Genomic DNA, 17,685 nt, shown 5'->3' with positions numbered 1-17,685 from the left:
CGTAATCTTTTGTTATTAATCGAGGTGAAGACATAATGGCTGACATGCGAGCAAATAGAGTTGCCGAGCAAATGAAAAAAGAATTGGGCGAAATACTGACCCGTAAGATAAAAGATCCAAGGATTGGATTTGTTACAGTAACTGATGTGGAGGTCACCGGGGATTTACAACAAGCAAAGGTTTTTATTTCTGTTTTAGGTGACGAAAAGCAAAAGCAAGATACATTATTGGGACTTGCAAAAGCGAAAGGTTTTATGCGCTCTGAAATTGGGCAGCGAATTCGCTTAAGAAAAACACCTGAGCTTATATTTGAATTTGATGAAGCATTTGAATATGGAAATCGGATTGAGACAATACTTCGAGATTTAAACAAATAGTCTGACCGGAAAATCTGACTTTTATTGAGTCAGATTTTTTTCCATCCAAACTTTTAAATAGTGGAGGATGAGCATGCATGAACGGTATTTTGCCATTATGGAAACCAAAAGGTCTAACTTCTCATGATTGTGTTGTTAAAATAAGGAAGTTATTTAAGACAAAAAAGGTTGGACATACAGGTACACTTGATCCAGAAGTAGAAGGAGTATTACCTATTTGTATAGGTGAAGCCACAAAAATTGTTCCATTTTTGACCGACACGAAAAAAACGTATGTTGCAGATATTAGTCTTGGTATGTCTACAGATACAGAGGACTCACATGGGTATCCACTAGAGAAAGTGGTGGTCAATCAAATACCTTCAGATGAAGAGATAAATCTTGTACTACAAGGTTTTGAAGGGTGCATAACCCAAGTGCCACCAATGTATTCTGCAGTGAAAGTAAATGGAAAAAAATTATATGAATATGCTCGAGAGGGCATTGAAGTTGAACGTCCCAGTAGAAAAGTATATATATATGGAATACAATACTTAGGTTCAAATCCAGAAAGCAAAACATTTAAAATAGAAGTGGAATGTTCAAAGGGCACATATATACGTACACTAAGTGTGGATATAGGAAGGAAATTAGGATTCCCTGCGCACATGGCTGACTTAACCAGACTGAGAACTGGAGCTTTTTCAAAGAAAAATAGTGTAACTTTTGCTATGATAGAAAAGGCGGTAGACGATCAAACACACCATACGTTACTAAAACCGATTATATGTGGTATACAGCATCTCGATGTGATGAATGTGGACGAGGAAACAAAAAACAAGGTAAAAAATGGACAAAAGCTTCCATTTGAGCAAAGCATGAAGACAGATCCTTTCGCTGTTCTTTTTGAAGAGGAATTATTAGCTATTTATCAAAAACATCCAGAGAAACCTGATCAACTTAAACCAGTACGGGTTTTTCAAGGATAAAGAAGTGCAGGTGAGAAAACGATGAAAGTAATTGAATTAACGTATCCTCATACATTAACAGGGAACCAACAACCAGCATCAGTTAGTGCAATTGGCTTTTTTGATGGGATTCATAAAGGACATCAAAAAGTAATTAATACTGCTGTTTCTATAGCTGAAAATGAAAAAATAGACAGTGCAGTTATCACTTTTCATCCTCATCCATCCGTTGTTTTAAACAAGAAGGTACAGCATGTTAAATACATTACACCTTTACAACAAAAAAAGAAAATTTTGAAGGATTTAGGCGTTGATATTCTGTATATTATTAAGTTTAATAAAGATTTGGCTGCATTAGCTCCTCAGACCTTTATAGACCATTTTATAAAAGGACTGAATGTAAAACATTTGGTAGCTGGGTTTGACTTTTCCTATGGACATAAAGGAGAAGGAAATATGGATACCATTCGTGCCCACGCGGAAAATGAATTTGCTGTTACCAAAATTACTAAAGTGGAAATGGATGAAGAAAAGGTAAGTTCAACAAGAATTAGGAAACTATTGCAAACTGGGGATGTTGAAGAAGCGAGCAACTTGCTTGGTAGGCCTTTAGCTGCTGAAGGCCCTGTTATAAAAGGAGATCAAAGAGGGAGAACGATTGGATATCCTACTGCAAATATGAAGGTGGATTCTGATACAATTTTACCGAAAAATGGAGTATATGCAGTTAAAGTCACAATTGGTGAATCGCAATACTATGGTATGGCTAATCTTGGAGTAAAACCAACTTTTACTCCAGAAGAGGTTAAACCTTCTGTTGAAGTGAATATTTTTGATTTCCATAAAGACATCTATGACGAAACTATACTTATTGAATGGTATCGTTTTGTGAGGGATGAAATTAAATTTAGTAATGTAGAAGCTTTAGTTAAGCAAATTGCTGAGGATGAAAAAAAAATTCGGAACTATTTCGAGATATAATTGAAAGTTATTTATTTTTTTCTTGCATTTAATCGAAAAAACATGTACGATAGACAACGTAAAACCTTCGCTTGGCAGATCGTAACTCCGACGTTTGCTAGGGGAATGGGGCTAACTTATAATATAGGAGGTGGGCCGAATGGCTATCACACAGGAACGTAAGAATGAAATTATTAATGAATACAAGGTTCATGAGAATGACACAGGTTCTCCGGAAGTACAAATTGCTGTACTTACAGAAGAAATTACTACATTAAACGAACATTTACGTATTCATAAAAAAGACCATCATTCACGTCGTGGATTGTTAAAAATGGTTGGTAAACGTCGTAACTTACTTAATTACCTACGTAATAAAGACGTTACTCGTTATCGTGAACTTATTAAGAGACTTGGCTTACGCCGATAATCGCAAAAGCAGGAGGAATCCTGCTTTTTTTATACGTTTATAATTGATTTTACTACATAAAATTTACATTCTGGTTTAAAAACTATAAAATAAAAAATAGAATGTTTATTGAAAGGAGCACTATTTTAAATGGCAGACGAGAAAAAACAATTTTCAACTGAAATTGCCGGTAATAAATTTACTGTCGAAGTAGGAGAGTTAGCAAAGCAAGCTAATGGAGCATGTATGATCCACTATGGTGAGACAGCTGTTCTATCAGTAGCCACAGCATCTAAGGAACCAAAAGATTTGCCTTTCTTTCCTTTAACCGTTAATTATGAGGAACGTCTTTATGCAGTAGGAAAGATTCCAGGGGGGTTTATTAAACGTGAAGGACGCCCAAGTGAAAAAGCAATTCTTTCTTCCAGGTTAATTGATAGACCGATCCGTCCCTTATTTCCGGATGGATTCAGAAATGAAGTACAAGTTATCAGCACGGTTATGAGTGTAGATCAAGATTGCTCATCAGAAATTGCTGCAATGATAGGCTCATCCATCGCACTTAGTATTTCAGACATTCCTTTCGAAGAACCAATTGCCGGTGTGCATGTGGGAAGGGTTGATGGAGAATTTGTTATTAATCCAACCATAGAACAAGAGGAAAAAAGTGATATTGATTTAACAGTCGCTGGCACCAAAGATGCAATCAATATGGTAGAAGCAGGAGCTAACGAAGTCCCAGAAGAAGTGATGCTGGAAGCAATTATGTTTGGTCATAAGGAAATTATCCGTTTGGTTGAATTCCAGGAGGAGATTGTTCGTGCGGTAGGATTGGCAAAATCTGAAGTGACCCTTTTTGAGTTGGATGAAGAACTGACAGCTAAAATTGAAGCAGAAGCTAAGGACAAGCTTGTGTCAGCTATACAAGTAAAAGAAAAACACGCAAGAGAAGAAGCTATCAGCAATGTAAAAAAAGAAGTTGTTGAGAATTATGAAGAAGAAGAGGAAGGCGTAATTAAACAAGTTAAGTCAATCCTTGATAAGATGGTTAAGGAAGAAGTACGTCGTCTGATTACAAAAGAAAAGATTCGTCCAGATGGTCGTAAGATTGATGAAATACGTCCACTTTCCTCTAGAATTAATATTCTGCCACGCACACATGGATCCGGTTTGTTCACCCGGGGACAAACTCAAGCATTGAGTGTTTGTACACTTGGAGCTTTAGGAGATGTTCAAATTCTAGATGGTTTAGATTTGGAAGAATCAAAGCGATTTATGCACCACTATAATTTCCCACAATACAGTGTTGGTGAAACAGGACCTATTAGAGGGCCTGGACGAAGAGAAATTGGCCACGGAGCATTAGGTGAACGTGCGTTGGAGAAAGTTGTGCCATCAGATAAAGATTTTCCTTATACCATCCGACTTGTGTCAGAGGTTTTGGAGTCCAATGGTTCTACTTCACAGGCAAGTATTTGCGCAAGCACTTTGGCTATGATGGCCGCAGGGGTTCCAATTAAAGCGCCAGTTGCTGGTATTGCAATGGGGCTAGTTAAATCAGGTGAAGATTATTCAATTTTGACAGATATTCAAGGAATGGAAGATGCTCTTGGCGATATGGACTTTAAGGTTGCGGGTACGGCTAAAGGGGTTACTGCCTTACAGATGGATATAAAAATTGATGGACTATCTAAGGAAATTCTTAAGGAAGCTCTGAGCCAAGCTAAAAAAGGTCGTATGCAGATTTTAGATTCTATGCTTGAAACCATCAAAGAGCCAAACAAAGAACTATCAGCATATGCTCCTAAAATTTTAACAATGAATATTAATCCAGATAAGATTAGAGATGTTATAGGACCAAGTGGTAAGCAGATTAATAAGATTATTGAAGAAACTGGAGTTAAGATCGATATCGAACAAGACGGCAAAGTGTTTATTTCTTCAACAGATTCCTCTATGAATGATCAAGCAAAGAAAATCATTGAAGATATAGTAAGAGAAGTAGAAGCTGGTCAAATGTATCTTGGGAAAGTAAAACGAATTGAGAAATTTGGAGCATTCGTAGAGTTGTTTAAAGGAAAAGATGGTCTAGTTCATATTTCTGAATTAGCAGAAGAAAGAACGAATAAAGTAGAGGATGTAGTCTCTATTGGAGATGAGATTCTTGTTAAAGTTAAAGAAGTTGATAATCAGGGTAGAGTTAATTTATCCCGTAAAGCTGTATTAAAAGAAGAAAGAGAAAGAAAAGAAAAAGAAAATTCATAACATCTTTTTAAAAGGAAGCTGGTTAACCAGTTTCTTTTTTGCTTTTTAATTAAAGAAAATTGGTTCTAATATATCAATTTATAATACATACCTTGTCCATTGCTCACATATATAATATGGGAGGGGATTGGGGTGTACCGTTTAAGACAATTTATTACATTTTGTTTATTTCTATTAGTAGTTGGAATTTCTTTTAATTTAGATTATAATCCTTTTTCTGAACGAGAAGGGGAACAATTGATACAAACTACTGCTAAGAGAGATCCTTTGTATCAGGAGATTTTACAGAAGAGCAGTGATTATGCTGAGGAAGCTCAGGATGCGTATATTGATAAAGTATGGAAAAAAACTCCAGGGAGAAATGGATTACAAGTGAACCTCGAAAAATCTTATAGGAATATGAAAGAATCAGGTGAATTTGACGAAAACTTATTAAGCCTTGAACAAACCTCACCTAAAATATCCCTTGAGGATTTACCTTCAGCTCCAATTTATCGGGGCCACCCGGAAAAGGAAATGGTTGCTTTTCTCATCAATGTTTCCTGGGGTGCTGAATATATACCTGACATATTGAATGAACTAAAAAAAGAGAAGGTGAAAGCTACTTTTTTCATTGAGGGAAAATGGGCAAAAGAAAATGCTGAATTAGTTAAGATGATTAGTGAACAAGGACATGTAATAGGAAATCATGCGTATAATCATCCAGATATGGCTCGTCTTTCCAATCAAAAGAATATAGAGCAAATTTCCAGCACCAACGAAATTATTAAAGCAATAATAGATGAAGAACCTAAGTGGTTTGCTCCTCCAAGTGGCAGTTATAATCAACATGTGGTAGATGCTGCTCATAATTTGAATATGCATACGATTTTGTGGACAGTTGATACGATTGATTGGAAGAATCCGACAGTATCTGTTATGATAAACCGAGTAAACGATAAATTGCACCCAGGTGCGACGATTCTTATGCATCCAACAGAATCAATTGCAGAGGGGATAGGCCCTCTTATAAGACAAGTTAAACAAAAAGGTTTTAAACTGGGTACGATTGAAAAGCTTCTTAATGAGGAAAGATAATTAGTATACTTACAAAATTGGGAGGAAACTCACTTTGATAGAAAAACACACAGCTAAAAATGGATTAAGAATTGTTTCTGAATCTATGCCTTCCGTGCGTTCCGTCACTATTGGTATTTGGGTATTAACAGGATCCAGAAATGAAGTGGAAGCCAATAATGGGATCTCACATTTCTTGGAGCATATGTTTTTCAAAGGAACAGCGACTAGAACTGCTCAAGATATTGCAGAGGCTTTTGATTCTATAGGAGGTCAAGTAAACGCATTTACTTCAAAAGAATATACTTGCTTCTATGCAAAAGTATTAGATACTCACAAAGAATATGCATTGGAAATACTTTCTGATATGTTCTTCAACTCGCAATTTGATGAAGAAGAGATGGAACGAGAAAAGAAAGTAGTCTATGAAGAAATAAAAATGTATGAAGACACTCCAGATGATATCATCCATGATCTGTTGGCACGAGCTTCATATGGTGAACATCCACTTGGTTATCCTATATTAGGGACAGAAAAGCAGCTTAAAACATTTGCTCCTGATACATTAAGAGATTATATTCGAAAACATTATATACCTGAGAATGTTGTTGTATCTGTAGCTGGCAATGTGGATGATTCTTTCATTAAACAAATTGAAAGTCACTTTGGTAATTATACGTATGACAACCAAACATATTCAATTTTCAAGCCGTCTTTTGTAAATGGGCAAATTAAAAGACATAAGGATACAGAACAAGCCCATCTATGTATTGGCTATGATGGTCTGGATGTTGGCCATAATGATATTTATAGTTTAATTATTATGAATAATGTACTGGGTGGTAGCATGAGTTCCCGCTTATTTCAAGAAGTGCGGGAAAAGAAGGGGCTTGCATATTCTGTATTCTCTTATCACTCCTCATTTTTGGATAATGGATTATTGACTATTTATGCAGGAACGGGGAAGGAACAGCTGCCATTACTGGAAGAAACCATAGATAATGCAATTAAACAGTTTGCAGATCAAGGTTTGACAGATAAGGAGTTAATCAATAGCAAAGAGCAACTCAAAGGAAATTTGGTGCTTAGCTTAGAGAGTACAAATAGCCGTATGAGCAGAAACGGTAAAAATGAGTTAATTTTACAACGTCATCGAACACTTGATGAGATGATCAAGGAAATTGATGCTGTAGATCATTTTTCCGTTAAAAAGGTCATTGACATGATTTTTAGCCAATCACCATCTTCAGCACTTATTGCTCCCGAAGCTCCACAATAATGTTGGGGAATAACTAAATAAACTTTTAAGAAAGAATCCGAACTGATTCATAAATTAATATGACCAGTTCGGATTTTTTAGTTTCTAAAACATACGTGAGGAATATTCAAAGGTTCGCAAAATAGATAAACGCCGTATTAACCTAACTTTAAACTACCGGTTTGGAAAACATGTTTGGTAAGCAAGCTCTCTTTTGTTAATTGACAGGTACAGTGAATCATTTGAAATAGTATTATTGTTATTGCATATATATAAATAAATAAGGGCAAGAAGGAGGTGGATCTTTCATGCGGTATAAAGAAATAAGTGGGAAAGAAATAGTTGATGTTAATCAAGGAGCGAGGTTGGGTATTTTAGGACAAACTGATATGGAAATCAACGAAAAAACTGGACAAATTGAATCTTTTATTATTCCTAATTACAAGTGGTTCGGTCTAAAAAAAGAGGGCGAGGAAACAAGGATACGCTGGGATTCAATAAGGAAAATAGGGGATGACATGATCATTATTGATCCAGACAAGATTAGATAAGTATTTTTATCACAGGTTAATTTCTTAAGGTTATTAGTCAAACAAAACTATTCTGAAATTCTCGGGAAATACACGCTCTTTTTTAAAACAAGTAAGTAAAACAAACTAAATTAACTGTCAAATAGGCTGATTACTCTACAGGGTATCAGCCTTTTTTGTTGGAATTTTACTATGTGAATCACTAACATTACGAACCCACATAAGCTATAAAGAAGTTAATTCAGAAGCACAAAGTTTGGAGGGTGTTTATATAAATGGAGCGAAGACAGATTGCAGTAATAGGTGGAGATGCACGATATTTAGAATTAATTCGTCAGCTGCAGACTCTAAATGAAACAACCATCTTCCTTGTAGGTTTTGATAAATTAGCGCAAGGATTCACAGGTTCACAGCAAATTGAATTTAATGATATAGTACCTTCCAAATTGGATACTGTTATTTTATCAATTACAGGAACCGATATGGAGGGAAATGTTGATACAGTTTTTTCAGATGAAAAAATAAATTTGAATAAGCAATGGTTTAAAAAATTAAAAAGCTCATGCCTGGTTTTTACAGGGATAGCTAATGACTATCTGAAGGAAGCAACAAAAAGTGCAAACATCCATTTAGAAGCTTTATTGAACCGGGATGATGTAGCAATATATAATTCAATTCCAACTGCAGAAGGAACAATTATGATGGCAATTGAACATACTGATTATACGATTCATTCCTCACGTGTTATTGTAGTTGGTTTTGGAAGAGTTGGTCATACAGTGGCTAATAAATTCTCAGCACTGGGAGCAAAAGTTTCTGTAAGTGCAAGTAGTATAAAGGATCTAGCAAGGATTGATGAGATGGGATTAAACCCCATTCCATTAGAGGAATTACCTAATTATACAGCTTCATGTGACTTAATTATTAATACTATACCAGCACCTGTAGTGGGGAAGCAATGCATTCAACAATTGCCTTCCAATGCCTTGATAATTGATTTAGCTTCCAAACCAGGGGGCACAGATTTCAATTATGCAGAGCAGCGGGGTATTAAGGCTATCCTTTCACCGAGCTTACCAGGTATGGTAGCTCCAAAAACAGCCGGTAAAATCCTGGCAGATGTTATTAAACAGTTCATATTAAGTAATGAGTAATTTAGTAAGTTTAGAAATGAGAAGAGAGGGGATATAGTATGAGTCTGGAAGGAAAGCGTATTGGTTTCGGTTTCACTGGGTCTCATTGTACCTATGATCAAGTTTTTCCTCAATTAGAGAGGTTAATGGAGCAAAAAGCAGAGGTTGTACCAATTGTTACGTATACGGTAAGGTCGACAGATACTAAATTTGGTAATGCTGAAGATCATATTGACAAGATAGAAAAGATTACAGGAAAGTCTGTAATTTCAACAATGCAGGAAGCTGAACCACTTGGTCCGAAGTATCCGCTTGATTGTATGGTTATAGCGCCATTAACAGGAAATTCACTCAGTAAGATGGCAAATGCCCTGACAGATTCTCCTGTGCTCATGGCTGCAAAAGCCACGATGCGAAATCAAAGCCCTGTCGTTTTGGGTATCTCTACCAATGATGCCTTAGGGTTAAATGGGGTTAATTTAATGCGATTAATGGCAAGTAAATTTATTTATTTTATACCTTACGGGCAAGATGATCCACATAAAAAGCCTAACTCCCTTGTAGCTAAAATGGATTTATTAAGTGAAACAGTAGAGTCTGCCCTTCAATTTAAACAACTTCAACCAGTTATTGTTCCTCATCATGATTAAACTATGATAAAATTAAAAATTAGAAGCAATTTTATATAAAGGAGAATAGAAGGGAGAACCGAGGATGTCACAAAAAGAATTATACAATGTAGCAATATTGGGAGCAACGGGTGCAGTAGGTCAAAAAATTATGCGCTTATTAGAAGAAAAGGAATTTCCGGTAAAACAACTAAAACTATTATCCTCAAAGCGTTCAGCTGGAAAGCAAATGATATTTAATGGGGAAAATGTAACCGTAGAGGAAGCTACTCCTGACAGTTTTAAAGATATTGATATCGCATTATTTTCAGCAGGTGGAGCTATATCCAAAAAACTTGCTCCCGAAGCTGTGAAACATGGTGCGGTAGTAATAGATAATACAAGTGCTTTTCGAATGGATGAAAATGTGCCTCTAGTAGTTCCAGAAGTAAACAAGGAAGACTTGAAAGAGCATCAGGGAATTATAGCAAATCCAAATTGTTCAACCATTCAAATGGTAGCAGCATTAAAGCCAATCCAAAAAGCTTATGGAATAGAACGAATTATCGTATCAACTTATCAGGCCGTATCAGGTGCAGGGGCACAAGCAAATAAAGAATTAGAAAAACAATCAAAAGACTTTTTTGAAAAGGGTACAATGGAAGCGGAGATTCTGCCTGTTAAAGGTGATAAGAAGCATTATCCAATTGCTTTCAACGCACTTCCGCAAATTGATGTATTTCAAGAAAATGGCTATACCTTTGAAGAAATGAAAATGATCAATGAAACTAAAAAGATTTTACACCAGACTGATCTATCGGTTGCTGCAACGTGTGTTCGACTTCCGTTCTTTACTTCCCATGCAGAAAGTGTATATATAGAGTTGGCTAAAGACGGTGTGCATGTGGCGGACTTATGGAATGAATTAAGAAATGCAGAAGGTGTATTATTAGAGGATGATCCTGCTACCCAAACATATCCTACCCCGTTAAGTGCAGCAGAGAGGGAGGAAGTATTTGTCGGGCGTGTTAGAAAAGATCTGGATAATGACCGAGGCTTCCATCTCTGGGTCGTATCTGATAATTTGATGAAAGGTGCTGCATTAAATACAGTACAAATCGCAGAAACATTGATTAAGAATAACTGGTTAAAATAATAGAGGTGTTTTATTATGCAGGTAGTAGTTCAAAAATTTGGTGGAACTTCTGTTCAGTCTGAGGAGAACAGGGAACATGTAATTAGGCATATTAAGGATGCATTAGTTGAAGGATATAAAGTAGTAGTGGTTGTCTCTGCATTGGGCAGAAAACCAGATCCATATGCTACAGACACATTACTGAGTCTAGTTGATTTTCCTGCGAATTATAATTCCAACAGGGAAATTGATTTATTACTTTCCTGCGGAGAGGTGATTTCTTCTGTGGTTTTATCTAATGAACTTCAGAAAAATCATGTCGCAGCTACAGCATTAACAGGGGCTCAAGCCGGTTTCATTACAACAGAAGATTATAATCAAGCTAAAATAATTGAAGTTGACCCGTCACGGGTTGCAACTGAATTGGAAACCAAAGACGTTGTAGTGGTTGCTGGTTTTCAAGGTCAAACTAGATCAGGAGAAATTACTACTATAGGCAGAGGGGGTAGTGATACTACTGCAGCTGCCTTAGGTGCTACATTGGCTGCAGAACGTATAGAAATTTTTACTGACGTTAACGGAATTATGACAGCTGACCCACGGGTTGTTGAGTCAGCAAGACCTATTGATGTAGTCACCTATACCGAAATATGCAATTTAGCATATCAAGGTGCAAAGGTAGTTCACCCAAGAGCAGTGGAGATTGCTATGCAAGCAAAGATACCGATGAGGGTAAGATCAACTTATTCCGAAGAAAACGGGACCTTGGTAACTTCTTCCAGAGTGCTTGATAAGGGAACGGACGTTTCTGAACGGCTGATTACAGGAATTGCTCATATTTCATCGCTCACTCAAATTCGTGTACATTCAAAAGAAAATGGATTTCGTCTTCAGTCGGATGTGTTTAAAGCAATGGCGGAGGCAGGAATTTCTGTTGATTTTATAAATATATCACCCACAGGGGTAATTTATACCGTTGCAGATATGTTTGCAGAAAAAGCTGTTCGAATCTTAGAGACATTAGGCTTCCAGCCGGAAACTACTGCAAATTGTGCTAAAGTTTCTGCTGTGGGAGCGGGTATGACTGGGGTGCCAGGGGTTGCTTCAAAAATAGTTCAATCTCTAACAGATTCGAATGTCCAAATACTTCAATCCGCTGATAGCCATACAACAATTTGGGTGCTTGTGCACAACAAAGATCTAAAGGTGGCTGTAAATGCTTTACATGAAGTGTTTGAATTGGGAAATATGCATTAATGTGTATCAAGCTTCTTAATTAAAGAAAGGTGATAGCGAATGAATTTTGGTCGTGTTTTAACAGCCATGGTAACACCATTTAACCCTCGTGGTGAAGTAGACTATGACCAAACCACGAAACTAATTGAGTATTTAATTGAACACGGAACAGATGGTTTGGTAATTGCTGGAACGACGGGAGAATCACCAACACTAACATCAGCCGAAAAAATTGATTTATTTAAACATGTAGTAAAAGTTGTAAACAAGCGTATCCCTGTTATTGCTGGAACAGGAAGCAATAGTACTGCAACATCAATTTCATTAACAAAAGAAGCTGAAGCATGTGGAGTAGATGGGATTATGCTTGTAGCACCTTACTATAACAAACCGAGTCAGCAAGGGATGGTTGAACACTTTTCTGCAATTGCTAAAATAACAGATTTGCCAATCATGCTATATAATATTCCTGGCAGATCCGTTGTTAAAATGACTGCCGATACAATTGTTCAATTAAGTAAAGTCCCAGGGATAGTCTCCATTAAAGATGCAACAGGGGATATGGAACTAGCTGCAACCGTTATTGAAAAAACAGAAGATGATTTCAGTTTTTATAGTGGAGAAGATAGTATGACACTTCCATTACTATCTCTGGGAGCCATCGGAGTGGTCTCTGTTGTATCTCATGTGGCAGGAGAGAAAATGCAAGAAATGGCATCTCAGTTTCATCAAGGAAATATAAAAGAAGCAGCATCCATTCATCGGAAACTCCTTCCAACCATGAAAGCAATGTTTATGGCTCCTTCTCCCGCTCCGGTTAAATCTGCTTTACGTTTGAAAGGAATAGAGACTGGAAGGGTTAGATTGCCTTTAACTGAACTTTCAAAGGAAGAAGAGGAGAAGTTGCAAAGCTATTTTAGTTAATACAAAAAGTGATAACAAAAAAACCGGCTATTTTAGTCGGTTTTTTAACGCTTCTAATATATGCTGGAGCTGCCAATGATTCAACAAATAGATAAACTTCCAATAACCTTGATTGTAATGTAAATATCCAATTTAAATAAGTTTAGAAACTCACTCTCTAAGTTCATAATTTATTGCACAAGATTATACGTGGGAAATCAAGACTGTAATGGAAAAGTAATCCCATATAAATAGTAGTTATGCATGATTGCATTACATATCCTGAGTTTCTCTCTTCTGTTTTAGCTGCTTCCGCTATTCTTATGCATGTACCTCCCTAAATATGCTCATACTATGGCTAGAGACTCAATAAAGGATGTGCATACTAATGAATAAAGAAGATGAAAAAAAGGAAGACCAAAACCAAGATCAGCAAGCAAACTCTTCCTCTATTGTGCAAAAAATTCAGCAGCTGGGACAATCTAACATTCCTGCTGCCCCAGATTCCAATATCCATGTACTATCGATTATTGGACAGGTAGAAGGACATATACAACTACCACCACAAAATAAAACAACGAAGTATGAGCATTTGCTACCTCAATTGATTGCGATTGAGCAAAACCCAAAAATTGAAGGAATGATTATACTACTAAATACAGTAGGGGGCGATGTCGAGGCGGGTTTAGCACTGGCTGAGATGATTGCTTCCATCTCTAAACCGACCGTATCTATTGTACTTGGAGGAGGCCATTCGATTGGAGTACCTATAGCTGTGGCAACAGATCATTCTTTTATAGCTCCTACAGCAACGATGACCATTCACCCAGTTAGGCTTACAGGATTAGTAATTGGCGTACCGCAAACATTTGAGTATTTGGATAAAATGCAAGACAGAGTAATTAATTTTGTTATTAATCATTCAAATATTAAGGAAGAAAAGTTTAAAGATTTGATGTTTGCAAAAGGTAATTTAACGAGAGATATTGGTACAAATGTTGTTGGTGCAGATGCAGTAGATTATGGATTAATTGACGGTGTTGGCGGTGTGAAAGAAGCGATGGCCAAGCTAAATGAATTAATAGGACAGACGAACGAAACTGGAAAACAGGTGATTCAATAATGATCTTATATACACCTTTAACACAAGAAGAAATTTTTCCAGAGGAAGAAAATACAAATAGAGAATATATTACCTATGAAGGCAGATCAATCTGTGTGGATAAAACTGCAGAAGGACGATATCAACTGGTACAGTTATTATCTACAGACCCACAGGATTTTCTAGATGATAAATTCACACCTGGGAGAATTTTACCTTAAATACCTATATAATCTAGTTGTACACTTTATTTATGATATAATTAAAATGGATTTAATAACCCTTGCCTTACACGGCAAGGGTTTCCGGCTTTAGCAAAGTTTGTTAACAGAGGTGAGAAAGAATGGCGAAAAAAAGACGCAAGAAAAAGAGCAATAAAATAAAAAAACAGCTAAAGCTAGAATTACTTGGGCTGCTTTTTATTTTTTTGGCAATATTCGGTAGTGGAGCAAGCGCAATTAGTGACGGAGCAATACCAGGTGGACTGGAATATTTTTTTAGATTCTTTCTTGGTATATGGTATTTTGTAGCATCGATATTTCTGATGATTACGGGTTTGCTTTTAGTAATTAAAAGAAAGTACCCTGATTTTTTTAACAAAAAGCTTATCGGTTTCTATATTTTATTTATTGGTATTTTATTAATGACTCATATTCAAACATTTGATAGATTGTTAGTTAATGAAAATGTATCAATTTTAGCAATGACTTGGGAGCACTTTATAGCATTTATTAATGAAGAAGGTAATGCCGCAGCCTTAGGTGGTGGAATGATTGGCGCTATTCTGTTTATGTTTAGTTATTATCTCTTCTCCCTTGTAGGAGCGAAGATTGTTGCTTCATTTTCTATTATTATCGGTATAATATATATGACGGAATTTTCATTAGGTGATTTTTCTTCAAAATTACTTAAAAAGTTCTCATCTAAACTATCTACTATTCGTAATGGCTGGAAAGAAAGAAAGATAGCAAATAGAGAGACAAAGAAAACGAAAACTGAAAATGAGAAAATGGGTATGGAAAGCACATATGATGAAAAAGAAGAGCCTGTTATTCAGGATTTTACAGATACAGCATATTCTTATCAAGAGATTGAAAAAGAAATGCCGGAAAAACAAGAAATTGAACAAGATTCAGTTAACAAGACAGAGGACTTAGCGAAGGAAGATCCAATCGAACATTTGCCAATGACGGAAGTAGAAAACTACGAATATGAGTTGCCTTCCCCTAAATTGTTGGCTGAGCCATCACATAATTCACAGCAAAATGAGAAGTCTCAAATTCAGGCAACTGTTAAGAAGCTGGAGAAAACATTTCAAAGTTTTGGTGTGAAGGCTCGTGTAACTAAAGTAAATGTAGGTCCTGCAGTTACCAAATATGAAATATATCCGGAAGCAGGTGTGAAAGTAAGTAAAATTGTCAGCCTGCATGACGATCTCGCTTTAGCTTTGGCAGCTAAGGATATACGTATTGAGGCGCCTATACCGGGGAAATCAGCTGTAGGAATTGAAGTCCCAAATCAAGAAATTGCTATGGTATCTTTACGAGAAGTACTTGATAATTCAATGAACAATCTTAAATCAAAACTATTATTTGCATTAGGAAGAGATATTTCTGGAGAAGCAATTGTGGCCGAACTTAATAAAATGCCACATCTATTAATAGCTGGAGCAACAGGTAGTGGTAAAAGTGTTTGTGTAAATGGAATAATAACCACCATACTTATGCGCACTAAACCGCATGAGGTAAAAATGATGATGATTGATCCGAAAAAAGTGGAACTAAATGTTTACAACGGAATTCCACATCTTTTGGCTCCTGTAGTAACTGATCCGAAAAAAGCTTCAAGAGCTTTAAAAAAGGTTGTTTCCGAGATGGAAAGGAGATATGAATTATTCTCTGACACTGGCACACGTAATATTGAAGGATATAATGAGTATATCCGTAAATATAATCAGACTACAGACGAAGAACAACCAAATCTTCCTTATATTGTCGTACTAGTAGATGAATTAGCAGACTTGATGATGGTTGCATCAAATGACGTTGAAGATGCCATTACCAGATTGGCACAAATGGCCCGTGCGGCGGGGATTCATCTTATTATAGCGACACAACGTCCTTCAGTAGACGTTATTACTGGCGTTATTAAGGCAAATATTCCTTCCAGAATAGCGTTTAGTGTCTCTTCACAAACGGATTCACGCACAATACTGGATTCAGGTGGGGCGGAAAAACTTTTAGGAAGAGGAGACATGCTGTTTATGCCTGTTGGTACCTCAAAGCCAGTACGAGTTCAAGGTGCATTCTTATCTGATGAGGAAGTAGAACGAATAGTTGATCATTGTATCGATCAACAGAAAGCTTCATATCAGGAGGAAATGATTCCAGAAGAAACTAGTGAAGTAAAAGAAGAAGTGGATGATGAATTATATGAGGAAGCAGTTCAGCTCGTAACTGAAATGCAAAGCGCTAGTGTATCTATGTTACAAAGGCGCTTTCGTGTAGGCTATACGAGGGCTGCAAGATTAATAGATGCAATGGAAGATAGAGGGATTGTCGGTCCATATGAAGGCAGTAAACCAAGAACAGTTCTGGTTACTCAGGCAACAGAAGAACAAACATCCTAGAATAAGAACAAGTTTATACCCTCAGCTTTGTTCCTGGCATTTAAATAATAAAGATTTTATGAATATTGAATATGAATAACTGAACAATTTTATCTACAAAAAATCGAACCGATTCATGTTTTTAAAGCATGCTGGTTCGGTTTTTTCTTATGAATGAAGGAAGAAAATCATGCTTTTTGCCTGTTTTTCATAAAAAATTCGGAATTTGTCCAAATATTTTTGAGGAAAATGTCCTATAGCTATTTATTTATTTTTATAATAATGATATATTTATGACAGACAAACAGTCGAACGTCAGAAGTCAGATGTCTGGTAAATTAACCAGAGAAAAAAGGGGGGATTTTATGTCAATTAAGATGGATTCACGGCACTTATACTTACAAGTGATCGATCAAGTAAAACGAGATATTGAAAATGGTAAATATAAGGAAAAAGAAAAGCTTCCTTCTGAATTCCAGCTGTCTAAGCTACTAGGGGTGTCTCGTGCAACTTTACGTGAGGCATTGCGAATTATGGAGGAAGACAATATTGTAACTAGAAGACATGGTGTTGGTACCTTTGTTAATCCTAAGCCAATATTCTCCTCAGGAATTGAACAATTGAATAGCGTTACATATATGATTGAACAATCAGGAAAACATGCTGGGTCTCAATACCTAACAACTGAGTTTGTGAGTCCTACAGAAGAAGAACGCGAAAAATTCCATCCGAAAAAAGTAGAAACGCTTGCGAAAATAGAAAGGGTGCGTACAGCTGATAATACACCGGTTGTATTCTGTATTGATAAAGTCCCTGAACATTTGATTCCATTAGATAGAGTACATAAAGAGGATTCACTATTTCAATTAATGGAAGAATACGCAGGGAAGCGAATTGCCTATGCCGTTACTTATATAGAACCAATTGGGTATCATGATCGAATTTATGATATTTTAAATTGTGATCCGGAGCAATCTTTACTGCTGCTAAAACAAATGCATTACACAAACGAAGATGAACCTGTATTGTATTCAGCCAATTATTTCAGACCTGACTATTTTAGTTTTCATGTATTGAGAAAAAGAACTTAGTTCTTTTCAGGGCGATAATGAAAAGGTTTTCATATATTTTTTAGGAGGTGATGACCAACGCATAAAG

At 36.4% G+C, this 17,685-nt stretch carries 17 protein-coding genes; all 17 read left to right on the top strand.

Features of this window, described 5'->3' with window-relative positions; translation table 11 throughout:
- Positions 1 to 35 precede the first annotated feature (35 nt).
- The 17 genes from rbfA to BME96_RS10565 all read left to right on the top strand — a co-directional run bounded on the left by rbfA (position 36) and on the right by BME96_RS10565 (position 17,618).
- Complete coding sequence (gene rbfA / locus BME96_RS10645) at positions 36 to 377, top strand: 30S ribosome-binding factor RbfA (protein ID WP_019375741.1); 342 nt, start codon at positions 36 to 38, stop codon at positions 375 to 377.
- Positions 378 to 454: 77 nt separating this feature from the next.
- Positions 455 to 1,345 (top strand): tRNA pseudouridine(55) synthase TruB, encoded by an 891-nt coding sequence (gene truB, locus BME96_RS10640; RefSeq protein ID WP_071649059.1) that lies wholly within the window; start codon positions 455 to 457, stop codon positions 1,343 to 1,345.
- 21 nt (positions 1,346 to 1,366) lie between these two features.
- Entirely contained in the window at positions 1,367 to 2,305 is a 939-nt protein-coding gene (locus BME96_RS10635) for a bifunctional riboflavin kinase/FAD synthetase (RefSeq protein ID WP_071649058.1), read from the top strand.
- 139 nt (positions 2,306 to 2,444) lie between these two features.
- Positions 2,445 to 2,714, top strand: a complete 270-nt coding sequence (rpsO, locus tag BME96_RS10630; protein WP_019375744.1) for a 30S ribosomal protein S15 — start codon at positions 2,445 to 2,447, stop codon at positions 2,712 to 2,714.
- 129 nt (positions 2,715 to 2,843) lie between these two features.
- Complete coding sequence (locus BME96_RS10625; protein ID WP_019375745.1) at positions 2,844 to 4,958, top strand: polyribonucleotide nucleotidyltransferase; 2,115 nt, start codon at positions 2,844 to 2,846, stop codon at positions 4,956 to 4,958.
- A gap of 132 nt (positions 4,959 to 5,090) precedes the next feature.
- Positions 5,091 to 6,035, top strand: coding sequence for a polysaccharide deacetylase family protein (locus tag BME96_RS10620; RefSeq protein WP_071649057.1), 945 nt, complete (start codon positions 5,091 to 5,093; stop codon positions 6,033 to 6,035).
- A 34-nt stretch (positions 6,036 to 6,069) separates the two neighbouring features.
- Complete coding sequence (locus BME96_RS10615; RefSeq protein WP_071649056.1) at positions 6,070 to 7,293, top strand: M16 family metallopeptidase; 1,224 nt, start codon at positions 6,070 to 6,072, stop codon at positions 7,291 to 7,293.
- Positions 7,294 to 7,580: 287 nt separating this feature from the next.
- Positions 7,581 to 7,823, top strand: coding sequence for a YlmC/YmxH family sporulation protein (locus tag BME96_RS10610; RefSeq protein ID WP_019375475.1), 243 nt, complete (start codon positions 7,581 to 7,583; stop codon positions 7,821 to 7,823).
- 254 nt (positions 7,824 to 8,077) lie between these two features.
- The gene (gene dpaA / locus BME96_RS10605; protein WP_071649055.1) at positions 8,078 to 8,956 is read left to right on the top strand and encodes a dipicolinic acid synthetase subunit A; all 879 of its coding nucleotides are present in this window, start codon (positions 8,078 to 8,080) and stop codon (positions 8,954 to 8,956) included.
- Positions 8,957 to 8,994: 38 nt separating this feature from the next.
- Positions 8,995 to 9,585 carry a dipicolinate synthase subunit B gene (gene dpaB, locus BME96_RS10600; RefSeq protein WP_019375477.1) on the top strand — a complete coding sequence of 197 codons (591 nt, stop codon included), beginning with the start codon at positions 8,995 to 8,997 and terminating at the stop codon, positions 9,583 to 9,585.
- Positions 9,586 to 9,649: 64 nt separating this feature from the next.
- Positions 9,650 to 10,699, top strand: coding sequence for an aspartate-semialdehyde dehydrogenase (locus BME96_RS10595; RefSeq protein ID WP_071649054.1), 1,050 nt, complete (start codon positions 9,650 to 9,652; stop codon positions 10,697 to 10,699).
- A 15-nt stretch (positions 10,700 to 10,714) separates the two neighbouring features.
- Positions 10,715 to 11,935: an aspartate kinase gene (dapG, locus tag BME96_RS10590; RefSeq protein WP_019375479.1), complete on the top strand. Its 1,221-nt coding sequence runs from the start codon at positions 10,715 to 10,717 to the stop codon at positions 11,933 to 11,935.
- A gap of 39 nt (positions 11,936 to 11,974) precedes the next feature.
- Positions 11,975 to 12,838 (top strand): 4-hydroxy-tetrahydrodipicolinate synthase, encoded by an 864-nt coding sequence (dapA, locus tag BME96_RS10585; protein ID WP_019375480.1) that lies wholly within the window; start codon positions 11,975 to 11,977, stop codon positions 12,836 to 12,838.
- A 367-nt stretch (positions 12,839 to 13,205) separates the two neighbouring features.
- Positions 13,206 to 13,940, top strand: coding sequence for a ClpP family protease (locus BME96_RS10580; protein WP_019375481.1), 735 nt, complete (start codon positions 13,206 to 13,208; stop codon positions 13,938 to 13,940).
- Positions 13,940 to 14,140, top strand: a complete 201-nt coding sequence (locus BME96_RS10575; protein WP_019375482.1) for a YlzJ-like family protein — start codon at positions 13,940 to 13,942, stop codon at positions 14,138 to 14,140. Before BME96_RS10580 ends, BME96_RS10575 begins: the two co-directional genes overlap by 1 nt.
- A 122-nt stretch (positions 14,141 to 14,262) precedes the next feature.
- A complete protein-coding gene (locus BME96_RS10570; protein ID WP_071649053.1) occupies positions 14,263 to 16,548 on the top strand; it encodes a DNA translocase FtsK in 2,286 nt (761 codons plus the stop codon).
- Between the two features lie 344 nt (positions 16,549 to 16,892).
- A complete protein-coding gene (locus BME96_RS10565; protein ID WP_019375484.1) occupies positions 16,893 to 17,618 on the top strand; it encodes a GntR family transcriptional regulator in 726 nt (241 codons plus the stop codon).
- Positions 17,619 to 17,685: the final 67 nt, after the last annotated feature.

It is taken from the genome of Virgibacillus halodenitrificans (assembly GCF_001878675.1).
Lineage (GTDB): Bacteria > Bacillota > Bacilli > Bacillales > Amphibacillaceae > Virgibacillus_Q > Virgibacillus_Q halodenitrificans.
The sequence above is the reverse complement of the archived record's forward strand: the minus strand, read 5'-3'. Positions and strand labels throughout refer to the sequence as shown.